This window comes from Winogradskya consettensis (assembly GCF_018332715.1).
In the GTDB taxonomy this organism is placed as follows: domain Bacteria; phylum Actinomycetota; class Actinomycetes; order Mycobacteriales; family Micromonosporaceae; genus Actinoplanes; species Actinoplanes consettensis.
Genome location: NZ_BOQP01000034.1, coordinates 78768 through 95420, shown reverse-complemented (window position 1 = coordinate 95420; position 16653 = coordinate 78768). Strand labels below are relative to the sequence as shown.

18 protein-coding genes are annotated in these 16653 nt (G+C 68.0%); 9 read left to right on the top strand and 9 right to left on the bottom strand.

The window, feature by feature from the left end:
• Window positions 1-44: 44 nt before the first annotated feature.
• Window positions 45-1628, bottom strand: a complete 1584-nt coding sequence (locus tag Aco04nite_RS29300) for a S8 family peptidase (RefSeq protein ID WP_213000475.1) — start codon at window positions 1626-1628, stop codon at window positions 45-47.
• A 273-nt stretch (window positions 1629-1901) separates the two neighbouring features.
• Here Aco04nite_RS29300 and Aco04nite_RS29295 point away from each other — a divergent pair, with 273 nt between their 5' ends.
• Both Aco04nite_RS29295 and Aco04nite_RS29290 read left to right on the top strand, forming a co-directional pair.
• Window positions 1902-2126: a DUF7455 domain-containing protein gene (locus tag Aco04nite_RS29295; RefSeq protein ID WP_203838151.1), complete on the top strand. Its 225-nt coding sequence runs from the start codon at window positions 1902-1904 to the stop codon at window positions 2124-2126.
• A gap of 78 nt (window positions 2127-2204) precedes the next feature.
• Window positions 2205-4019: a sensor histidine kinase gene (locus Aco04nite_RS29290; RefSeq protein ID WP_213000474.1), complete on the top strand. Its 1815-nt coding sequence runs from the start codon at window positions 2205-2207 to the stop codon at window positions 4017-4019.
• Here Aco04nite_RS29290 and Aco04nite_RS29285 read toward each other — a convergent pair.
• The 3 genes from Aco04nite_RS29285 to Aco04nite_RS29275 form a co-directional block, all read right to left on the bottom strand.
• Entirely contained in the window at window positions 4016-4867 is an 852-nt protein-coding gene (locus Aco04nite_RS29285; protein WP_244876383.1) for an SRPBCC family protein, read from the bottom strand. The two genes, Aco04nite_RS29290 and Aco04nite_RS29285, sit on opposite strands and share 4 nt — an antisense overlap.
• A 75-nt stretch (window positions 4868-4942) precedes the next feature.
• Complete coding sequence (locus tag Aco04nite_RS29280) at window positions 4943-5695, bottom strand: hydrolase (protein ID WP_213000473.1); 753 nt, start codon at window positions 5693-5695, stop codon at window positions 4943-4945.
• A 131-nt stretch (window positions 5696-5826) separates the two neighbouring features.
• The gene (locus Aco04nite_RS29275) at window positions 5827-7377 is read right to left on the bottom strand and encodes a methyl-accepting chemotaxis protein (protein WP_213000472.1); all 1551 of its coding nucleotides are present in this window, start codon (window positions 7375-7377) and stop codon (window positions 5827-5829) included.
• A gap of 115 nt (window positions 7378-7492) precedes the next feature.
• Between Aco04nite_RS29275 and Aco04nite_RS29270 the strand changes: the two genes are divergently transcribed.
• Window positions 7493-8320 carry a M23 family metallopeptidase gene (locus Aco04nite_RS29270; RefSeq protein WP_213000471.1) on the top strand — a complete coding sequence of 276 codons (828 nt, stop codon included), beginning with the start codon at window positions 7493-7495 and terminating at the stop codon, window positions 8318-8320.
• Window positions 8321-8373: 53 nt separating this feature from the next.
• Here the strand turns inward: Aco04nite_RS29270 and csrA are convergent, their stop codons facing one another.
• From csrA to flgN, 5 genes are read right to left on the bottom strand one after another with little or no spacing between them, the layout of a single operon-like run.
• Window positions 8374-8610, bottom strand: coding sequence for a carbon storage regulator CsrA (gene csrA, locus Aco04nite_RS29265; RefSeq protein ID WP_213000470.1), 237 nt, complete (start codon window positions 8608-8610; stop codon window positions 8374-8376).
• Window positions 8611-8660: 50 nt separating this feature from the next.
• Window positions 8661-9059: a flagellar assembly protein FliW gene (gene fliW / locus Aco04nite_RS29260; protein WP_213000469.1), complete on the bottom strand. Its 399-nt coding sequence runs from the start codon at window positions 9057-9059 to the stop codon at window positions 8661-8663.
• 41 nt (window positions 9060-9100) lie between these two features.
• Complete coding sequence (gene flgL, locus Aco04nite_RS29255) at window positions 9101-9988, bottom strand: flagellar hook-associated protein FlgL (protein WP_213000468.1); 888 nt, start codon at window positions 9986-9988, stop codon at window positions 9101-9103.
• An 11-nt stretch (window positions 9989-9999) separates the two neighbouring features.
• On the bottom strand, window positions 10000-11484 hold the full coding sequence (gene flgK, locus Aco04nite_RS29250; RefSeq protein WP_213000467.1) for a flagellar hook-associated protein FlgK: 1485 nt from the start codon (window positions 11482-11484) through the stop codon (window positions 10000-10002).
• Window positions 11484-11969, bottom strand: coding sequence for a flagellar export chaperone FlgN (gene flgN, locus Aco04nite_RS29245; RefSeq protein WP_203838142.1), 486 nt, complete (start codon window positions 11967-11969; stop codon window positions 11484-11486). Before flgN ends, flgK begins: the two co-directional genes overlap by 1 nt.
• A 252-nt stretch (window positions 11970-12221) precedes the next feature.
• Between flgN and Aco04nite_RS49750 the strand changes: the two genes are divergently transcribed.
• The 6 genes from Aco04nite_RS49750 (at window position 12222) to Aco04nite_RS29215 (ending at window position 16652) form a co-directional block, all read left to right on the top strand.
• Window positions 12222-13430 carry a flagellin N-terminal helical domain-containing protein gene (locus tag Aco04nite_RS49750; RefSeq protein WP_203838141.1) on the top strand — a complete coding sequence of 403 codons (1209 nt, stop codon included), beginning with the start codon at window positions 12222-12224 and terminating at the stop codon, window positions 13428-13430.
• Window positions 13431-13560: 130 nt separating this feature from the next.
• Window positions 13561-14877 (top strand): flagellar filament capping protein FliD, encoded by a 1317-nt coding sequence (gene fliD / locus Aco04nite_RS29235; protein ID WP_213000466.1) that lies wholly within the window; start codon window positions 13561-13563, stop codon window positions 14875-14877.
• 68 nt (window positions 14878-14945) lie between these two features.
• Complete coding sequence (fliS, locus tag Aco04nite_RS29230; RefSeq protein ID WP_203838139.1) at window positions 14946-15326, top strand: flagellar export chaperone FliS; 381 nt, start codon at window positions 14946-14948, stop codon at window positions 15324-15326.
• An 8-nt stretch (window positions 15327-15334) separates the two neighbouring features.
• The gene (locus Aco04nite_RS29225; protein WP_244876382.1) at window positions 15335-15685 is read left to right on the top strand and encodes a hypothetical protein; all 351 of its coding nucleotides are present in this window, start codon (window positions 15335-15337) and stop codon (window positions 15683-15685) included.
• A 217-nt stretch (window positions 15686-15902) separates the two neighbouring features.
• Window positions 15903-16250 carry a flagellar basal body rod protein FlgB gene (gene flgB, locus Aco04nite_RS29220; protein WP_213000465.1) on the top strand — a complete coding sequence of 116 codons (348 nt, stop codon included), beginning with the start codon at window positions 15903-15905 and terminating at the stop codon, window positions 16248-16250.
• A 6-nt stretch (window positions 16251-16256) separates the two neighbouring features.
• Window positions 16257-16652 carry a flagellar basal body rod protein FlgC gene (locus Aco04nite_RS29215; protein WP_203838137.1) on the top strand — a complete coding sequence of 132 codons (396 nt, stop codon included), beginning with the start codon at window positions 16257-16259 and terminating at the stop codon, window positions 16650-16652.
• Window position 16653 lies beyond the last annotated feature (1 nt).

Here is a 16653-nt window from a genome sequence, read left to right as displayed (position 1 = left end):
CACGCTAGTGGCGCCGCGGGCCGCCACGGATGCATTTGGGCAGATCAGAGCGTCAGGGACCACTTGTCGAGAACCCCGGTGGCGGTGCCGTAGGTGTCCTTGACCTGCAACGTCCACTTACCGTTGCGGGGGGCGCCCGACAGGTCGATCGGGTAGGTGTGTGCCAGGTTGGTCGACTTGTCCGCCCTATCCGCCGGCTTCAGCGTGTACTTGAGGCCGTTCGGGCTGGTCAGGACCACGACCAGCGAGCCGCGGTACGGGTGGTTGACCGTCACGCTGACCGCCGAGTTGGCCGACGCCGTCCCGGAGCAGCCGGAGACCGTCTTGGAGCTGGCGGCCGTCCCCTTCCTGGCGATCGCGACGTCGGTGCCGAGGACGAACGGGCCGCACGCCGCCGTGGTGACCGATGACGTGTTCAGAAACCCGGTGTAGAGCAGCTTGTTCGCAGTTCCGGCCGGGTCGGCCACCTTGTTCGAGGTGGCGGCCGCGATCAGCGCAGCAGCGATCTGAGCCGGGGTCCAGCCGGGGTGCGCGGCGGCGACCAGGGCGGCTGCTCCGGCCACGTGCGGGGTCGCCATCGAGGTCCCGCTCATCACAGCGGTCCCGGTTGTCGAGTTGTACGCCGCCGACGTGATCCGCACCCCCGGCGCGAAGAGGTCGACGCAGGAGCCGTAGTTGGAGAAGTCCGCCCGGACGTCGGAGGCATCCGTGGCCCCGACCGTGATCGCGTCCGTGGCCGACGCCGGCGAGTAGGCGCACGCGTTCTTGCCGTCGTTGCCGGCCGCCACGGCGTACGTGACCCCGGCGGCGATCGACTTGGCGACCGCGGCGTTCAGCGTGCTGCTCTTCGTTCCGCCGACGCTCATGTTGGCGACGGCGGGCAGCACCGCGTTGCGGGTCACCCAGTCGATGCCTTTGATGATCGCGGAGTAGGAGCCCACGCCCTGGCAGTTGAGCACCCGGACAGCGACCAGGTTGACGTCCTTGGCGACGCCGTAGGTCTTACCGCCGATCGTGCCGGCTACGTGCGTACCGTGGCCGTTGCAGTCCTGCGCGGTGGCGTCGTTGTCGATGAAGTCCCAGCCGTTGGTCGCCCGGCCGCCGAACTCCTGATGGTTGATCCGGATGCCGGTGTCCAGCACGTACGCGGTCACCTTCGACGCCGACCGGTAGGTGTAGGTCTTCGACAGCGGGAGCGATGTCTGGTCGACCCGGTCCAGGCCCCAAACCGGGTCGTTCTGGGTCTGAACGTCGGCGAGGCGCACGGTGGCGTCCTGCTCCACGTAGTCGACGGCCGGGTCCGCGGCGAGTCTGCGAGCGTGCAGGCCGGTCATCCGCGTCTGGAATCCGTGTACCGTCGCGGAATAACTCTCGAGGACCTGACCGCCGTACCGCCTGGCGAGCGCCTGCGCGGTGGCAGGCACCTGAGCTGCGGTAGCCGACTTCAGCACCACGATGTAGCTGTTGGTGATCGCCCCGACACTGGCGACCCGGACCGTGCCGAGGGGCAGCGCATCGGGTGTGCCAGCAAAAGCGCTTCCGGTAACCCCGGTGACAGCGGCTACGGTTGCGATACCGGCGGTCAGCGCGAGGCGCGCTGTTCGGCGCCGGCCGTCGTTGCGGAACATAAGGGGGCTCCTCCTGGTTACTGCTTCCAGCGACTGACATCACCCCGGAGGGAGAGGCATGCGGGAAGCTCCTGGGGGCAAGATTGGCTATGCGACAGAGCCACTCCGGGACCGTCCAGGTTGCGCGTGGGTTGCATGCGCGCGATCCGGGCCTCGATGACTAAGTCGCTCGGACCGCGGGCCGAAGTACCCGCTGTCAGGATCGCTTGCACCGCCACTGAGCGTTTGCGCCCCTATGGGACGCTGGCGCCGCCACCGAGCAAGGAGAGCGTTATGACCAGCCTGCTGTCGCCCGAGATTGTCACCGCCGCCGAGCTCACCGAGCGCTGCGACAGCTGCAACGCGGCTGCGAAGATGGAGCTCGCCCTCTCCAGCGGCGGATCGCTCGCATTCTGCGGGCACCACGCCAACAAGCACGCGGAGCGGCTCGTCTCGATGGCCACCAAGGTCACCCTCGAGGAGGGCTTCGAATGGGCTGGGCGGTCTCCGTCGGCGTGACCCCTTGATCCCATCCGCCGCGATATGATCAATCCCTCACGGTTGGGGCGATACGCCCCATTTTAAGAGGGGTTCCCGGTGCAGATCGCGGCGCAGGACGTGGGCAGGCTGTCCCGGCTCCTCGCCGGGTGTGCCGGGCTCACCGTCGCCGCGCTCGGTACCGCTGGGCTGCTCAGCATGCCCGCGGACGATCGCGAACCACTCCTGTCGAGCCCGGGGGCCGCCCTACCGGCCGCCGGGCTCGCCCTGTGCCTGTTGGCCCCGTCCGGCGCCGGACGGGTCCGTCGCGGCGTGGCCTATGTCCTCGCGGTGCTCGCCGCCGCCGTCGGCGTCGCGGCCCTGTCCCGGCATCCCGCGGCGGGGGTCGCCATCGTGCTCTCCGGGCTCGCACTGGCCGGGCTCGACGTCCAGCTGCGCCGGCGACCCGGTGACCCCGCCCGGTACCGCATCGCGGACCCGCTGCTCGTCGGCGCGTCGATCATCACGCTGGTGGCCCTGGTCCCGCGGATGTTCGCGCCGACCTTCCCCGACGGTCGCGGCCCCGACAGCCTGATGACCCCGTTGCATGCGGGGGCGCTGCTCACCCTCGCCGTCGGTGCATTGCTCGCCCGCCCCGAGTCTGGGCCGCTGCGCACCGCCGCCGCTGCCGGGCCCGGCGTCAAGGTGCGGCGCGCCCTTCCCGCCGTCGTCGCCGTGCCGGTCATCGCCGCGCTGGTCAGTGCGCTCGCTGTGCGTACGGGCATAAGCCGTCCGGCGGCCGCGATCAGCACCGGGGCGATCCTGGCCGCGCTCGCCGTCCTCGCCCTGGTGGGTTTTCTGGTCCGGTCCCTGGAGGGTGCCGACCGTAAGCAACGCACCCTGGTCGCCGAGCTGCACGAGCAGCGCGACTTCGCCGACACGCTGCTCCAGTCGATGAACGAGGCCGTGCTGGTCCTCGACGCGAACTACCACGTCATCGACGTGAACAGGCGCTGGCGAGAGCTGACCGGCCATCCCGGGCCGATCGATTCCCCGGCCCTTCCCCCGAGCGGCACGGGCGACTGGCTCGTCCGGCGAGCCGACGGGACCGACGTGCCGGTGCTGGCCACGATGGCGACCATCCCCGACGCCACCGGAGCGCCCCGCGGCTATGTCGCCACCTACGTCGACATCACCGACCGCAAACGCGCCGAGGACGAGCTGAACGCCCGCGCCGCCGAGCTCACGGTGAGCAATGAGCGGCTCCAGGAGTCGAACACCCGGCTGGAGGCGGCGCTGGCCTTCAAGAACGACCTGACCTCGATGCTGACGCACGACATGGCGCAGCCGATCAGCTCGATCGCGAGCCTCTCCGAGCTGCTCCACGCGGACTGGGCCGATCTTCCCGACGACATCCGGCTCGAGCTGGTCGCGAAGATCGACAAGAACACCAACCGGCTCATCAAGATGACGAACGACCTGCAACTGCTCTTCCGGCTCGACACCGGTTCGGTCACCGCACGGCGCACTCCGGTGCCCCTCCTCGAGGTGGTCACGTCGGTGACGGGCGAGCTGAGGGCCGAGGGCGACGTCGAGGTGAACGTGGGCGAGGAGCTGTCCGCCCTCGCCGACCGGCAGCACGTCTGGCACGTGGTGCGCAACCTGCTCGGCAACGCGCTGGCCTACGGCGGGGCGCCGGTGGAGATCCACGCCGAACGCCAGGGGGAATGCGTGGTGCTGGTCGTCGAGGACGCCGGCCCGGGCATCCCGGAGGAGCTGGTGCCGGGGCTTTTCGACCGGTTCATGCGCGGGTCGGGCCTGGGTCTTTTCATCGTGCGGCACCTCGTGGAAGCGAACGGGGGCTCGGTCCGCTACGAGCGGACCGAACCCCACGGCGCCTGCCTGATCACGACCTGGGAAGCGGCGTCGGTCTAAGCGCTCCCACGCTCCTCCTCGCTGATGATGCCGTCTCCGCGGACGTCACGCCCGCCCACCGATCGACCGCCCATCCGTGCCGTGGCTGCCGACTGCCGGCCCGCTCCGCCGCTGACGGTCGGGGCGCCGACGATCCGGCGGCCCGGGGCCAGCACATCGTCGAGGTCGTGCGCGCTCTTGATGCCGGGCGCCGAGGAGATGTCCACGTTCGTGCCCGTGTTCTGCAGGCCGAGGGGGGCGGTGTCCGCATTGGGGCGCAGCCGGCCGAGACCGTCCGGGTTGGCGTTGCTGAACTCGCCCGCGCTGGTGCCCCAGCCGGCGCCGGGCTGCGGGCGTCCGCCGTGCGCCCGGGTCGCCACCGAGGAGGGGGACGCGAAGGACGTACCCGTCAGCTGTTTGGTGCTGGCCCCGCGCAGGCTGCCCTGCTCACCCAGCTTGCCGGTCTCGATGAGGCCTTTGAACGTGTTCAGGTCGGCACGCAGCCGCTTGCTCAGCGTCTCGGTACCGTGGCGATCGCTCGGGAGCAGGAAGGCGACGTCGGCCTCGAGCTGGGCGACGATCTGCGTCCGGGTCTCACCCATCGGGCGCAGCGTGATCGTCTCCGCGAGCAGCGGGCCCTCGGTGGTCGCCCAGGAGACCCGCTCGTCAAGGGAGCGTTCGGTGATCTGCGCGTCGAACTCCCTGCGGCGTCCCTCGACATCCATGACCCAGTGGGTCTGGTCGTTGCCGATCGGGGTGACCCGCTGGACGCCGGTCATGAACCGCGGGTAGTTCTCGAACTTGGCGAGCTGCTCGTAAACCGCGTGCAGCGGCGCGCTGATCTCGACTGCCTGCTGAACCATACTCATCGGAATCTCTCCCATGCTGAAGTGCTGGCATGACAGAGAGTACGTAAGCGACTACGTTTCGTATCGGTCTTTCGGTCAGACCCGGCGCAGGTACTGCCATTGGCCGACCTCGGCCGCGTACCTGGCGTCACTCGCGGCCAGCAGTGTCACACCGGCATCGCGCAGCAGCGCCACCACGCGCGGGGACGGGCTGCGCCACGCCTCGCTGACCTCGACGGCCGTCCCGGTGGCCCGGCAGGCGGCGGCGAGCACCCCGAGGACCTCCGGGGTGACGGCGGTGTCGTCCAGGCCCACCTGGGCGAGCAGGCTCAGGGGGCGGGACAGCTGGACCGGGGCATAGCGGGAGGCGCGCTCGATGCCGCGGACGGTCGCGGTCACCACGATCTCGGCGACGCGGTCCGGGGTGAGGCGGCCTGCGGCGAGCTGGGTGCGCACCTCGCGCGGGGTGAGGGGGCCGTCGGCGAGCGGAAGGCCGGAGACGGCCACGGAGACGACCTCGAGATGGCCCAGGTCCGCGGGCCAGGCCAGCCAGCCGTCCTCCCGGACGACCTCCACCTCGGCACCGACCCGCAGGTTCAGCTCGGTGCGGTGCCGGGCCCGGCGCACGGCATCCGCGTACGCGGGGAGCCAGGTGGTGTCGGGGCCGACCTGATCGGCGAAGGTGAGCGACGAGAGCCCGGCGCGGTCGGCAGCCGACACGACCACCCCGACGCTGTCCCGGCCGGCGGCGAAGCCGGTGTGCACATGCGCGTCCGAGCGCAGATCGAGGACGTCCGCCGGCGCGGCGATGGTGGTGCCGTCCATGACCGATTCGCGCTCTGCACCCACGATGACTCCCCGGCCGCTCCAGCAGGACGAGTGTTCTCGCCCTGCCAGTTACAGTGCGGCCCCGGTGTTGTGGACCGGGGCCGCGCCAGGTGCAGTACGGGTGCGCGCGTCGTTACCGCTTTTACACCGCCTCAGAGCTTGAAACCGCCGACCAGGGTACGCAGCTCCTCCGCCGTGCGGGCCACCTCGTCGCTGGCCTGCCGGGTCTGGGCGACCCCCTGCACCGCGGTCGAGCTGGCCGTGGAGACGTCGGCGATGTTCATCGCGATCCGGCTGCTGCCGGAGGCCACCTCGCCGATGCTGCGGGACATCTCACCGGTGGTGGCGGTCTGTTCCTCGACCGCGCTGGCGATGGTGGTCTGGAAGTCGTTGATCTTCGCGATGACCTCGCTGATCCGGCTGATCACCTCGACCGCGCCGCTGGTGTCCGCCTGGATCGCGTTGACCCTGGCCCCGATGTCCTCGGTGGCCCGGGCGGTCTCCTGAGCCAGGTCCTTGACCTCGGAGGCGACCACGGCGAAGCCCTTGCCGGCGTCACCGGCGCGGGCTGCCTCGATGGTCGCGTTGAGGGCGAGCAGATTCGTCTGCTCGGCGATCGAGGTGATCAACTTGATGACGTTGCCGATCTCCGCCGACGACTCGCCGAGCTGCCGGATCGTCTCGGTGGCGTGTGCCGCCTCCGACACGGCGACCCCGGCGATCTGGACGGCCTCGCTGGTATTGCGGGAGATCTCGCGGATGCTCAGGCCCATCTCCTCGGAGCCCGCGGCCACGGTCTGCACGTTGCGGGAGATCTCCTCGGCCTCGTTCGACGCCGAGCTCGTCTGCCGGTCGGTGTCGCTCGCCGCCTCGGCGATCTGCCCGGCCACCGCCGAGAGCTGGGTCGCCGCGCTGGCCAGCGTGTCGGAGTTCTGCCCGATGGTGCTCAGCGACCGGTGCATCGAGGCGATCGCGGTGTCCATGCCGGTCGCCATCCGCCCCACCTCGTCGCGGCTGGTGATGCCGGTGCGCTGGGTCAAATCGCCCTTCGCCAGCCCGTCGATGACATGGGCGAGCCGCGCCACCGGGCGGGTGATGGACCTGGTCAGCGGGACGGCGAGCCCGATCAGCACGACGAGACAGACCAGCACGACGATCGCGAGACCCCACCGCGCGGCGTCGACCACCTTGTCCATGTCCGCACGCTCCTGCTCCGCCGCCGCGACGACCTTCTCGTTCAGCGCACCGAGCTGGTCGTCCACCACGCTGTTGCGATCGGCGATGTCACCCGTGTCCGGGGTCTTGCCGGCGGTCGCCTGCGTCACGAAGTCGCTGATGAACGTGCCGAAGTCGTTGACGTTCGGCCGGATCTTCGCGAACTCCGCGGCGAGATCGGCCGGCAGGCCCGCGGCTTCGACCGCGTCCGCGGCCTCTGTCGCCGAGGTCACGTCGTCGGCGACGTCCTTGGTGACGTCGTCACCGAGAGCCGAGCGGTAGGCGTCGACCTTGAGCTCGCTCTGCCGGGTGTCGAGATGGTTGAGCGCTGCAAGCCCGACCTCGAGGTTCCGCACCAGGTCGGCCTGGCTGACCAGCTGACCCTGGGTGACCCAGGACCCGGCCATCAGAACGGCCAGCCCTACCACACCGCAGGCGACGATCAGGCCGATTCGCTTGGCGACCCCTAGTTGCATCAATCGGGACATCTACGGCTCCTCGACGTGGTCATTACCCCTATTTTTACGGTGATTGCGGGTGTAGACGGCGTTTCACGTTTTTTGCCGTAACTGTCCCGCGCCACTGCGAAGGGATCCCACAGCGATGAAGCGCGCCACCACCCTGTTCGCCGCCGCTGGAACGCTCGGCAGCGCCCTGACGCTCGGCCCGGCTCCGGCCCATGCGGACACCGTCACGCCGGACATCGCCGCCATCGGCACGATCGTCACCGCGAGCACCGGGCTCAACACGCGCATCGGCCCGTCATCGGCCAGCTCGCGCATCGGGGCGCTCACCAACGGCACTACCATCGCCATCTCCTGCCGCGTCGCCGGCGAGTTCATCACCGGCAGCGTCACCAACACCGGCTACTGGGACCGGCTGGCGGACAACAGCTTCATCTCCGACGCCTTCGTGCAGCGTGAGAGCACCGACATTCCCAAGTGCGCGACCACCGCCATCGCGATCCCGGCGGTCTCCGGGATCTGGATGCTGCCCGTCAGAGCCGGCCTGGTCAGCGGTTTCCGCACCGTCGAGCGACCCGTTCACGACGGCGTCGACCTGGGCGCCGCCCGCAACACCGCAATTCGCTCGGCGAGCGCCGGCACCGTGATCCGGGTCGTCTGCAACGTCTCCAGGGGCAGCTGCGACGTCGACGGCAGCCGGTCGCTGCGCGGCTGCGGCTGGTACGTCGAGGTGCAGCACGCCGACGGCATCGTGACCCGTTACTGCCACATGATCCGGCAGCCCTCGGTGGCCGTCGGGCAGGTCGTGGGGCGCGGGACTGTCCTCGGCCACGTCGGCACGTCCGGCTCCTCCTCCGGGCCCCACCTGCACTTCGAGGTGCACGTGGGCGCGCCGGCCACCCGCGCCAACGCCGTCAGCCCGATCGACTTCATGTCAGCCGTGGGCCTGACGTTCGGCTCCGCATAAACGGCTACGGCCCGGTCCCCTGTGGGGATCGGGCCGAAAATGCCGCTTCGTTCCTACGGTTTTCTGGGGTCGAGCATCTCGGTCAGCGCGCGAACGGCGTCCTCGTTCGGCGATGCCGCTTCACGGTTGGCGTCCTGCAGTTCCTTGTAGACCTCTTCGCGGTGCACCTGCACGTCGCGCGGGGCCTGGATGCCGATCCGGATGACGTCGCCCCGGGCCTCCAGCACGGTGATGACGATGGTGTCACCGATCATCACGCTCTCGCCGGCCCTCCTGGTCAGCACGAGCATCTAGCCGCCCCTCTCCATCCGTGGACAGGACCTTGCGCTCGTTACCGCCGTCAGTAGGTCTTACGCATGATCGCGCGGACCGGCATCTCGCTGCCGGTCAGGACGACCTGGATGGCGCGGTGGCTGTCCCGGTCGACGATGATCGGCGCGAGCAGGTTGGCGGTGGTCTCGTTGACACCGGCCGTGATGACGACCATGACCAGCAGCCGGTCGGGGTCCTTGGTGTTCAGCGCGGCGAACACCTCGCTCTCGATCTCGGGAGCGTAGTCCGGGAAGAACGGCTCGGGCGGCGCCACCAGGAAGCGCAGCTCGGGGTCGTCGATCGACGTGAACGCGTAGAGCAGGCCTTCGTCGTTCAGGCGGACCAGAACGAACTGCCGGTGCGCCGGGAACCCGGGCATCGGAATGGCCATGTCGATGACCGGAAGATCGAGTTCGGTGTCGGTCATGATGGCCCCAATCGGACGGGACGCGGTGCGAGTACTCATGGTCACCTCAGAAAGTCGATGAGCGAGGGCTGAATCACCTTTGCCGAAGCGGCCAGAGCCGCCTGGTACGAGGTCTGCTGGAGCTGCATGTCCATGATGGTCTTCGGCAGGTCGACGTCCTCGACCTCGGAAAGCTGAGCCGTCACGTCCAGCAGCCGGTCCTCCGCAGACTGCTTCATCTGCGTAATGCGATTGTATCGGGCGCCTACATCCGAAAGAGTGTTTTTCACGTTATTGGACGCGGTATCGAGCCTTTCCAGGCCCTTGCTGAGAGCGTCCATGTCGTTGTCGGTCAACGCCTGCGAAAGGTCGTCCAGCACCTTGAAGACCGAGGCGTCCCCCTCGCCGAACGCAGCGGTCCCGCTCGCATCCACGCGTACCTTCGAGTTCGGTCCGACGGTCCGGTTCACGGCGTCCTCGTTGCCGACGAACGTCCCGGTCTCGTCGAACGCCGTCGTGCCGTTCGTGGTGCCGCCGAACACCGGGCGGTCCAGGTAGGTCGTGTTCGCGTACCCGAGGACGGTGGTCCTGATCTGGTCCAGCTCCGCGGAGATCGCCGCGCGCGAGTCAGCGCTGCCACCGCCGGCGTTGAGGCCCTGCACCGTCAGTGAGCGGGCCTTCTGCAGGATCGTCGAGGTGCTGCTGAGCGTGCCGTCGAGGGTGCTCAGCCAGCCGAGTCCGTCGCCGGAGCTGCGCACATACTGATTGTTGGCGCGCGTCTCGCCACGCAGCTGCATCGACTGCAGCGTGCCGTTCGGCGAGTCGGAGGGGCGGTTGATCTGTTTGCCGCTCGAGAGCTGCTCCTGGATCTTCTCGCCCCGCCCGATGTTGCGCTGAAGGTTGTTGAGCACCCGGGTGTGGATGCTGCGCTCGGTGACTCTGCCTGCCATGACTTATCCCCTTACCTTCCGACCAGGCCGGTGCGGTTGATGAGCTGGTCGAGCATCGAGTCGATCGTGGTGAGGACGCGCGACGCGGCCTCGTAACCGCGCTGGTACGTGAGCAGGTTCGTCATCTCCTCGTCGAGGTTGACGCCGGACTCGGCCTCGCGGGCCGCGTCCACCTGGTCGGTGACGTTCGCCTGGATCTCGCTGCGCCGCGTCGCGGTCTGCGCGTTGACGCCGAGGTCCGCGATCATGCTCTGATACGAGACATCCGGGCTGGTGGGGAGCTTCGCCGTCGACGCGAGGGTATTGGCGACCGAACCGTCGTTGGTGCCGACCGGAAGACCCGACACCGGGTCGAGCTTCGGCGTACCGTCGGCATTCGTCTCGTTCTTGCCGGAGACCGCGATGTCCGACGGGTTGGTGATCCCGACGCGCATGTTGCGGGCGTAACGGCCGGTGGTGAAATCACCGACGAAGAAGTCCCCGCCGGCGGTGCCATCCGATTTGTACGCCGCATTCGTCGCGGTGTTCACAATGTCCACCATGGACTTGGCTACCTTGTCGAGCTTCGCCGCCATGTCCGGCAGGATCGAGGTCATCGTGTCGACCATCGAGCCCATCGTGCCGCCGGCCTGCACCGTGTCGCCGTTGTCGGTCCACGTGAGACCGGCCGGCTTGCTGCCCGGCGGGAGCAGTCCGTCGTTGTAGTCGCGCTGCGCGTCCATCGTGGCGACGCCCCCGGTGGCCGACATCTGCCGCGTGGTGTTGTAGTTGACCAGCAGCGAGTTGCCGACGAAGACGTCCATCGAGCCGTTCTTGCGCAGCTGCGCGGTCGCGCCGGTGAGCTCGGACAGGTGCAGGACCGCGGAGTCACGGCGATCCTCGAGCTCGTTCACCACCACGCCGGTGGCCTTCGCCTTGACGATCGAGTCGTTGAGCTGCGCGATCGTGCCGGCGGTGGTGTTGACCTCGGTGGCGTACTTGGTCAGCTGGCTGGAGTTCGCCGACCACTGCGCATCCATCGCGCCGTACGCGCTGTTGATGTTGTCCGACACGACCTTGCTCTGCTGCACCAGCGCGGAGCGCGCGGCGGTGCTGTTCGGCTCGTCACCGACGTCACCCCACGCCGCCCACATGTCATGGATCTGGGCCTGCAGCGCGGTGTCCCCCGGCTCGGCGAAGACATCTTCCAGCGAGTTGTACGCCGCGGCCTGGTTGGTCAGGTACGAATTGTTGCCGTGCTCGGTGCGCCCGCGGTTCTCCAGGTACTGGTCGCGCAGCCGCTGCACGTCGTTGATCTCGACGCCGGTGCCGAGCCCGTCGGTGGTGGCCCATCGGACGGGCACCACCGAGCCGACCGACGCCTGCATGTCCACGCGCTGCCGGGTGTATCCCTCGGTGTTCGCGTTCGCGATGTTCTGCCCGGTGACGTCCAGGCCGCGTCGCTGCGCGTAGAGCGAGGTCAGCGCGGTGTTGATACTGCCGAAGCTGCTACCCATCAGATTGCCTCGTCCACCAGGCTCGGGCGGCGGACCCCGCCGCTGACGGTCTTGCCCTGAGATGAATACGTTTCCACGGTTCCGGCGAACGCGAGCATGGTTTCCCTTGCCGCGCGCTGGCCGGCGGTGAGCAGGTCACGGTTGGCGTCGGCCATGGTGCTGATCTCACTTGTCAGTGTCAGGAACGCTTTACGGTGCTGGTGGAGCAGGTCGGACCAGGGCGCCGGGGCGGCATCGGCGAGCTGGCCGAGCGAGGCCTCCGCCTGCAGACCCAGTTCAAGAGCGACAGCCTGTGCGTACGCCGCCCGCGCGACCTCGGTCTGACGGATCTGATCCAGCACGACCTCGACCTCGCGGGTCGCGTGCGCGAGCCACCGGGACCGGTTCGAGGCGAGCAGCAACTGCTCCTCCTCGAGCTTGAACAGCAGCAGTTCCAGCAGTTCCCTGGCTCGCCACAGGACGCTGGACAGGTCGGTCAGGCTCACCCCGGTCCTCCGTCTTCCTTAACGGGAAGGCCAATTCACGGCGTGTTCCCTGCTCATCCGGACAAGTCGGCACAGCGAATCGGTCTCTGAGGGGTTTCCGGCAGGTAGCGACGGCCGGATCTGGCATTTGCCCGAAAAGCCCGAAGAAATTTCGGAGACTGCTCATGACCGGCGGGCGACCGCCGATCTGACTGGCGTTACGCCAACGGCTTACGGATGAGCCGGTACGACCCCACTCAAGGAGGAAACACCATGGGTCTTCGCATCAACCAGAACATCGCCGCCCAGAACGCCTACCGGAACCTGTCGGTCACCGACGGGCAGATGTCGAAGTCGCTGGAGAAGTTGTCCAGTGGTTTCCGCATCAACCGCGCGGCGGACGACGCGGCCGGCCTCTCGATCTCCGAGGGTCTCCGTTCCCAGGTGGGCGGTCTCAAGCAGGCCGTCCGTAACGCCCAGGACGGCATCAGTGTCGCGCAGACCGCTGAAGGTGCGCTCAACGAGACCACCTCGATCCTCCAGCGTATGCGTGACCTCTCCGTGCAGGCCGCCAACGGTGGCTCCAACGACGCCGAGGCCAAGGGTGCGGCGCAGAAGGAGTTCAGTCAGCTCAACGAGGAGCTCGACCGGATCAGCAACACCACCTCCTTCGGCAAGTCGAAGCTGCTCGACGGCTCCTTCGGCAACGGCAACAAGATCGACGGCAGCAGCAAGGTCACGACGCTGCCGACCGGCGCCCAGACGTTCAACATCACGAAGATCGGCGACAAGGACCTGTCGGCCAACCCGATCGTCGTCACGACGGCCGCCATCCCGGCGACCGCCACCGCCAAGGACGTCGCGGATGCCATGAACACGGCGATCAAGGCGGCGCTGACCGACCAGACCGCGGGTGGTCCCGCAGCCGGCCAGGGCTTCACGGGCAACGAGGTCAAGGTGAGCGCTTCGGTCGCCGCCGACGCCACCGGTGCCTCGTTCAGCCTCAGCGGCTCGAAGGGCTTCGAGATCAGCGGCGACCTGAGCGCGGTCGGTGTCACGGGCACCACCAGCACCGCCGACCCGAAGGCCAACAGCGGCCAGTTCCAGGTCGGCGCCAACAGCGGTGAGACCCTGAGCATCTCCATCGGTGCCGTCAGCTCGTCGGCCCTGGGCACCAACGCCCTGGACCTGACCGCTGAGGGCGGCGCGGACAAGGCGATCGAGGCGCTCGACAAGGCGATCACCTCGGTTTCGGACACCCGGGCGACCCTCGGTGCGTACCAGAACCGGTTCGAGCACACGATCAACAACCTGAACGTCTCGGTCGAGAACCTGTCCGCGTCGGAGTCGCGTATCCGTGACACCGACATGGCTCAGGAGATGGTCCAGTTCACCCGGAACCAGATCCTGACCCAGGCCGGCACCTCGATGCTGTCGCAGGCCAACCAGGCCTCGCAGAACGTTCTGTCGCTCCTGCGCTAACCGAACCGCTACCAACTGGCACTAACCGAATATCGCTGACAACCGAATAGTCGGGGGTAGCTGGCAGACGGCGCCGGCTACCCCCGATTCACTTTTTGTGGATCCCCCGGCAAGGAAGGAAGGGCGCGCGATGACCAGCTCGGTTGACGGACTCGTCAGTGGTCTCAGCACCTCCTCGATGATCACCAGCCTCCTGCAGGTGGAGGCTGCCCCCCAGACCCGGCTCAAGGCCAAGGTCGACACGGCGTCGACCGTTGTCTCCTCGTACCAGTCGGTCAACTCGAAGCTCGTGGCGCTGAAGAACGCCGCCGCCGACGTCGGCGCCCTGTCGACCTGGCGCGCGATCAAGCCCACCTCGACCTCCAGCTCGGTGACGGCCACCGCGATCGGCGGCACGAACACCACCACCGGCAGCCTCACGTTCGACGTGGTGTCACTCGCCAAGGGTCAGTCCAGCACCGCCCGCGTGGCCCCCACCGGCGACGTCACCTCCGCGGACTCGTTCACCGTGCAGGTCGGCACCGGCGACCCGGTCACGATCAACCTCACCGACAAGTCGGCGCAGGGCATCTCGGACGCGCTCAACAAGGCCGGCATCGGCGTGAAGGCCTCCGTCGTCACCACCGGCGGCGCCCAGAACATCCTGCAGATGACCAGCTCGAAGCCCGGGACCGCGAACGCCTTCACGATCACCGGCCTCGACGACGTCGCCGTCGCCACCAGCGCCGCGACGGACGCCCAGCTGCAGGTCGGCGGCACCGAGGAAGAGGGTGGCTACACCGTCACCAGCGGCACCAACACGTTCACCGGCCTGATGGCCGGCGTGACGGTGACGGTCAGCAAGAAGGAAACCGGTGTCACCCTCAACACCGAGTCCGACGTCTCCGGCATGGCCGCGAAGTTCCAGGCCCTCGTCGACGCCGCGAACGCCGCCCTGACCGAGGTCACCGGCCAGACCAAGTACGACCCGGACACCAATCAGGGCTCGCCGCTGACCGGTGATTTCATGGTGCGCCAGATGAGCCAGAACATCCTGAGCACGGTCAGCCAGGGCCTCAACTACAAGGACGAGAACGGCGACAAGGTCAACTTCGGCAGCCTCAGCAAGTTCGGCATCCAGCTCGACCGCAGCGGGCAGCTGACTTTCGACGCCGCGAAGTTCACCGCCTCGTACAACGCGGACCCCACCGCGATCAAGACCGCCGGCATCGCGCTCGGTGACAGCTTCCGGGCCGTCGCCAACACCCAGATCACGAACGTCACCTCGGCCATCACCGGCCGCAAGAACGCCATCGACTCGATGAACCTCCAGATCTCCGACTGGGACGTACGGCTGGCCGCGAAGAAGGTGGCACTGCAGAAGCAGTACACCGCCCTCGAGACCTCACTCGGAACGCTCAAATCACAGTCCACCTGGCTCTCCGGCCAGATCGCCAGCCTCGGCTGACGAGTTTTGTGCACCACGTAGCACCTGATCGCCCATGGAATCCGCCCATTCCTGAGCAAAGGGAACCGATGACCTCACCGCTGAACCGTTACCTGCAGGACTCCATCAACACGGCCTCGCCGGCGAAGCTACTGATCATGCTCTACGACCGCCTCGTGATGGACCTGGTGCAAGGCGAGGAGTCGCTGCGCAACGGCGAACGGGAAGTCGCGAACGACAAGCTGAACCACGCCCAGGAGATCATCCTGGAGCTGCGCACGACGCTCGACGTCGACGCGTGGGCCGGCGCACCTGGGCTGGCCAACCTCTACGGCTACCTGCTCACCGAGCTGATCGGGGCGAACATCGCCCGGGACGCCGACCGGGTGGCCACCTGCCGGGGCATGATCGAACCGCTGCGCGACGCCTGGCGCGAAGCAGCCCTGCTGGCAGCGGCCAATCCGGCCTGATCACACCGATGAGCACCCAGAGCGAGGCGGGAAACAGCGTGACCACAGAGTGGCGAAGCGCCTGGACCGCCGCGCTCGACGAGCTCGAGCTGGACGTCGTCACGATCGAGACCATGCTGGCCGACGAGCGACGCCTCGCCGAGCTGCCCGAGTCGAACCTGTGGCAACCGCCGACCGAGCTCGGCGCACTGCCACTGGAGCTCAGGCCGCGGGCCGACGAGATCCTCACCCGTCAGCTCGCGGCCGCCGAGGAGATCGCGCGACGGCTCACGAGCACGCGGGTCCAGCAGGTGATGACCAGCAGGATCGAGACCGGCGAGGCCACCAAACGCCCCGTCTTCCTCGATTGCGCCATGTAACAGACGAAAGACGACACCCGGGACCGTTTGCTCTGGTCCCGGGTTTTTCGCTTCGCCGACTGATAGTCCAGGCTTGGGTAGGGACACAGCAACCGTCCGGCAACCATTTGCGCCTCAGCGGATCGACGGTCAGGCCGAACCTGAGAGTACGAGCAACGGACTGCTCGTACAGCTCGCCAAGGAACGGCGGCCTCGCACCACTGGAAGGAACACTGCCGTGTTCGATGACGTCGCATCGTCCTCGCTCCGCGTCGCAGTCGCCGGCCTGTCCGCCCGGCAGAACGCCATTTCCAACAACATCGCGAACATCGAGACCCCTGGGTACCAGGCCCGTAAGGTCAAGTTCGAGGAGGCGCTCAGCAGCGCCGTCAAGCACGGTGCCTCGCCCTCGTCGGTGACGCCGAGCGTGCAGAACTCGCTGGAGCCGTCGCGCCTGAACGGCAGCAACGTCAACCTCGACGAGGAGACGCTGTCGCACATCGACACCACGATGCGCTACCAGCTGACGATCCGCGCCCTCGACAGCAAGTACGGGTTGATCCGCGACGCGATCAAGGGGGCCTGATCCTAGATGAGCACCTTCAACGCGATCGGCACAGCCGCATCCGGCGTCACCGTCTACCGCAAATGGCTCGACGCCGTCTCGGACAACATCGCCAACATGGACAACGTCAGCCGGACCTCGGAGAGTGCCTTCCAGGCCCGGTACGTCGTTGCGCAGGAGGCCCAGGACGGCAACGGGGCCCAGGTCGGCGGGATCGCCTATGGCAGTGCCGAGGGCCAGCTCGCGTACGAGCCGGACAACCCGCTCGCCGACACCGAGGGCTACGTGCGCCGCCCCGACATCGACCTCGGCAGCCAGATGGCTCAGTTGATGATGGCGCAGCGGGCGTACCAGGCGAACATCTCGGTCGTCGACCGCGCCAAGGAGTCCTACCAGGCCGCGATCAACCTCGGGAAGGGCTGAT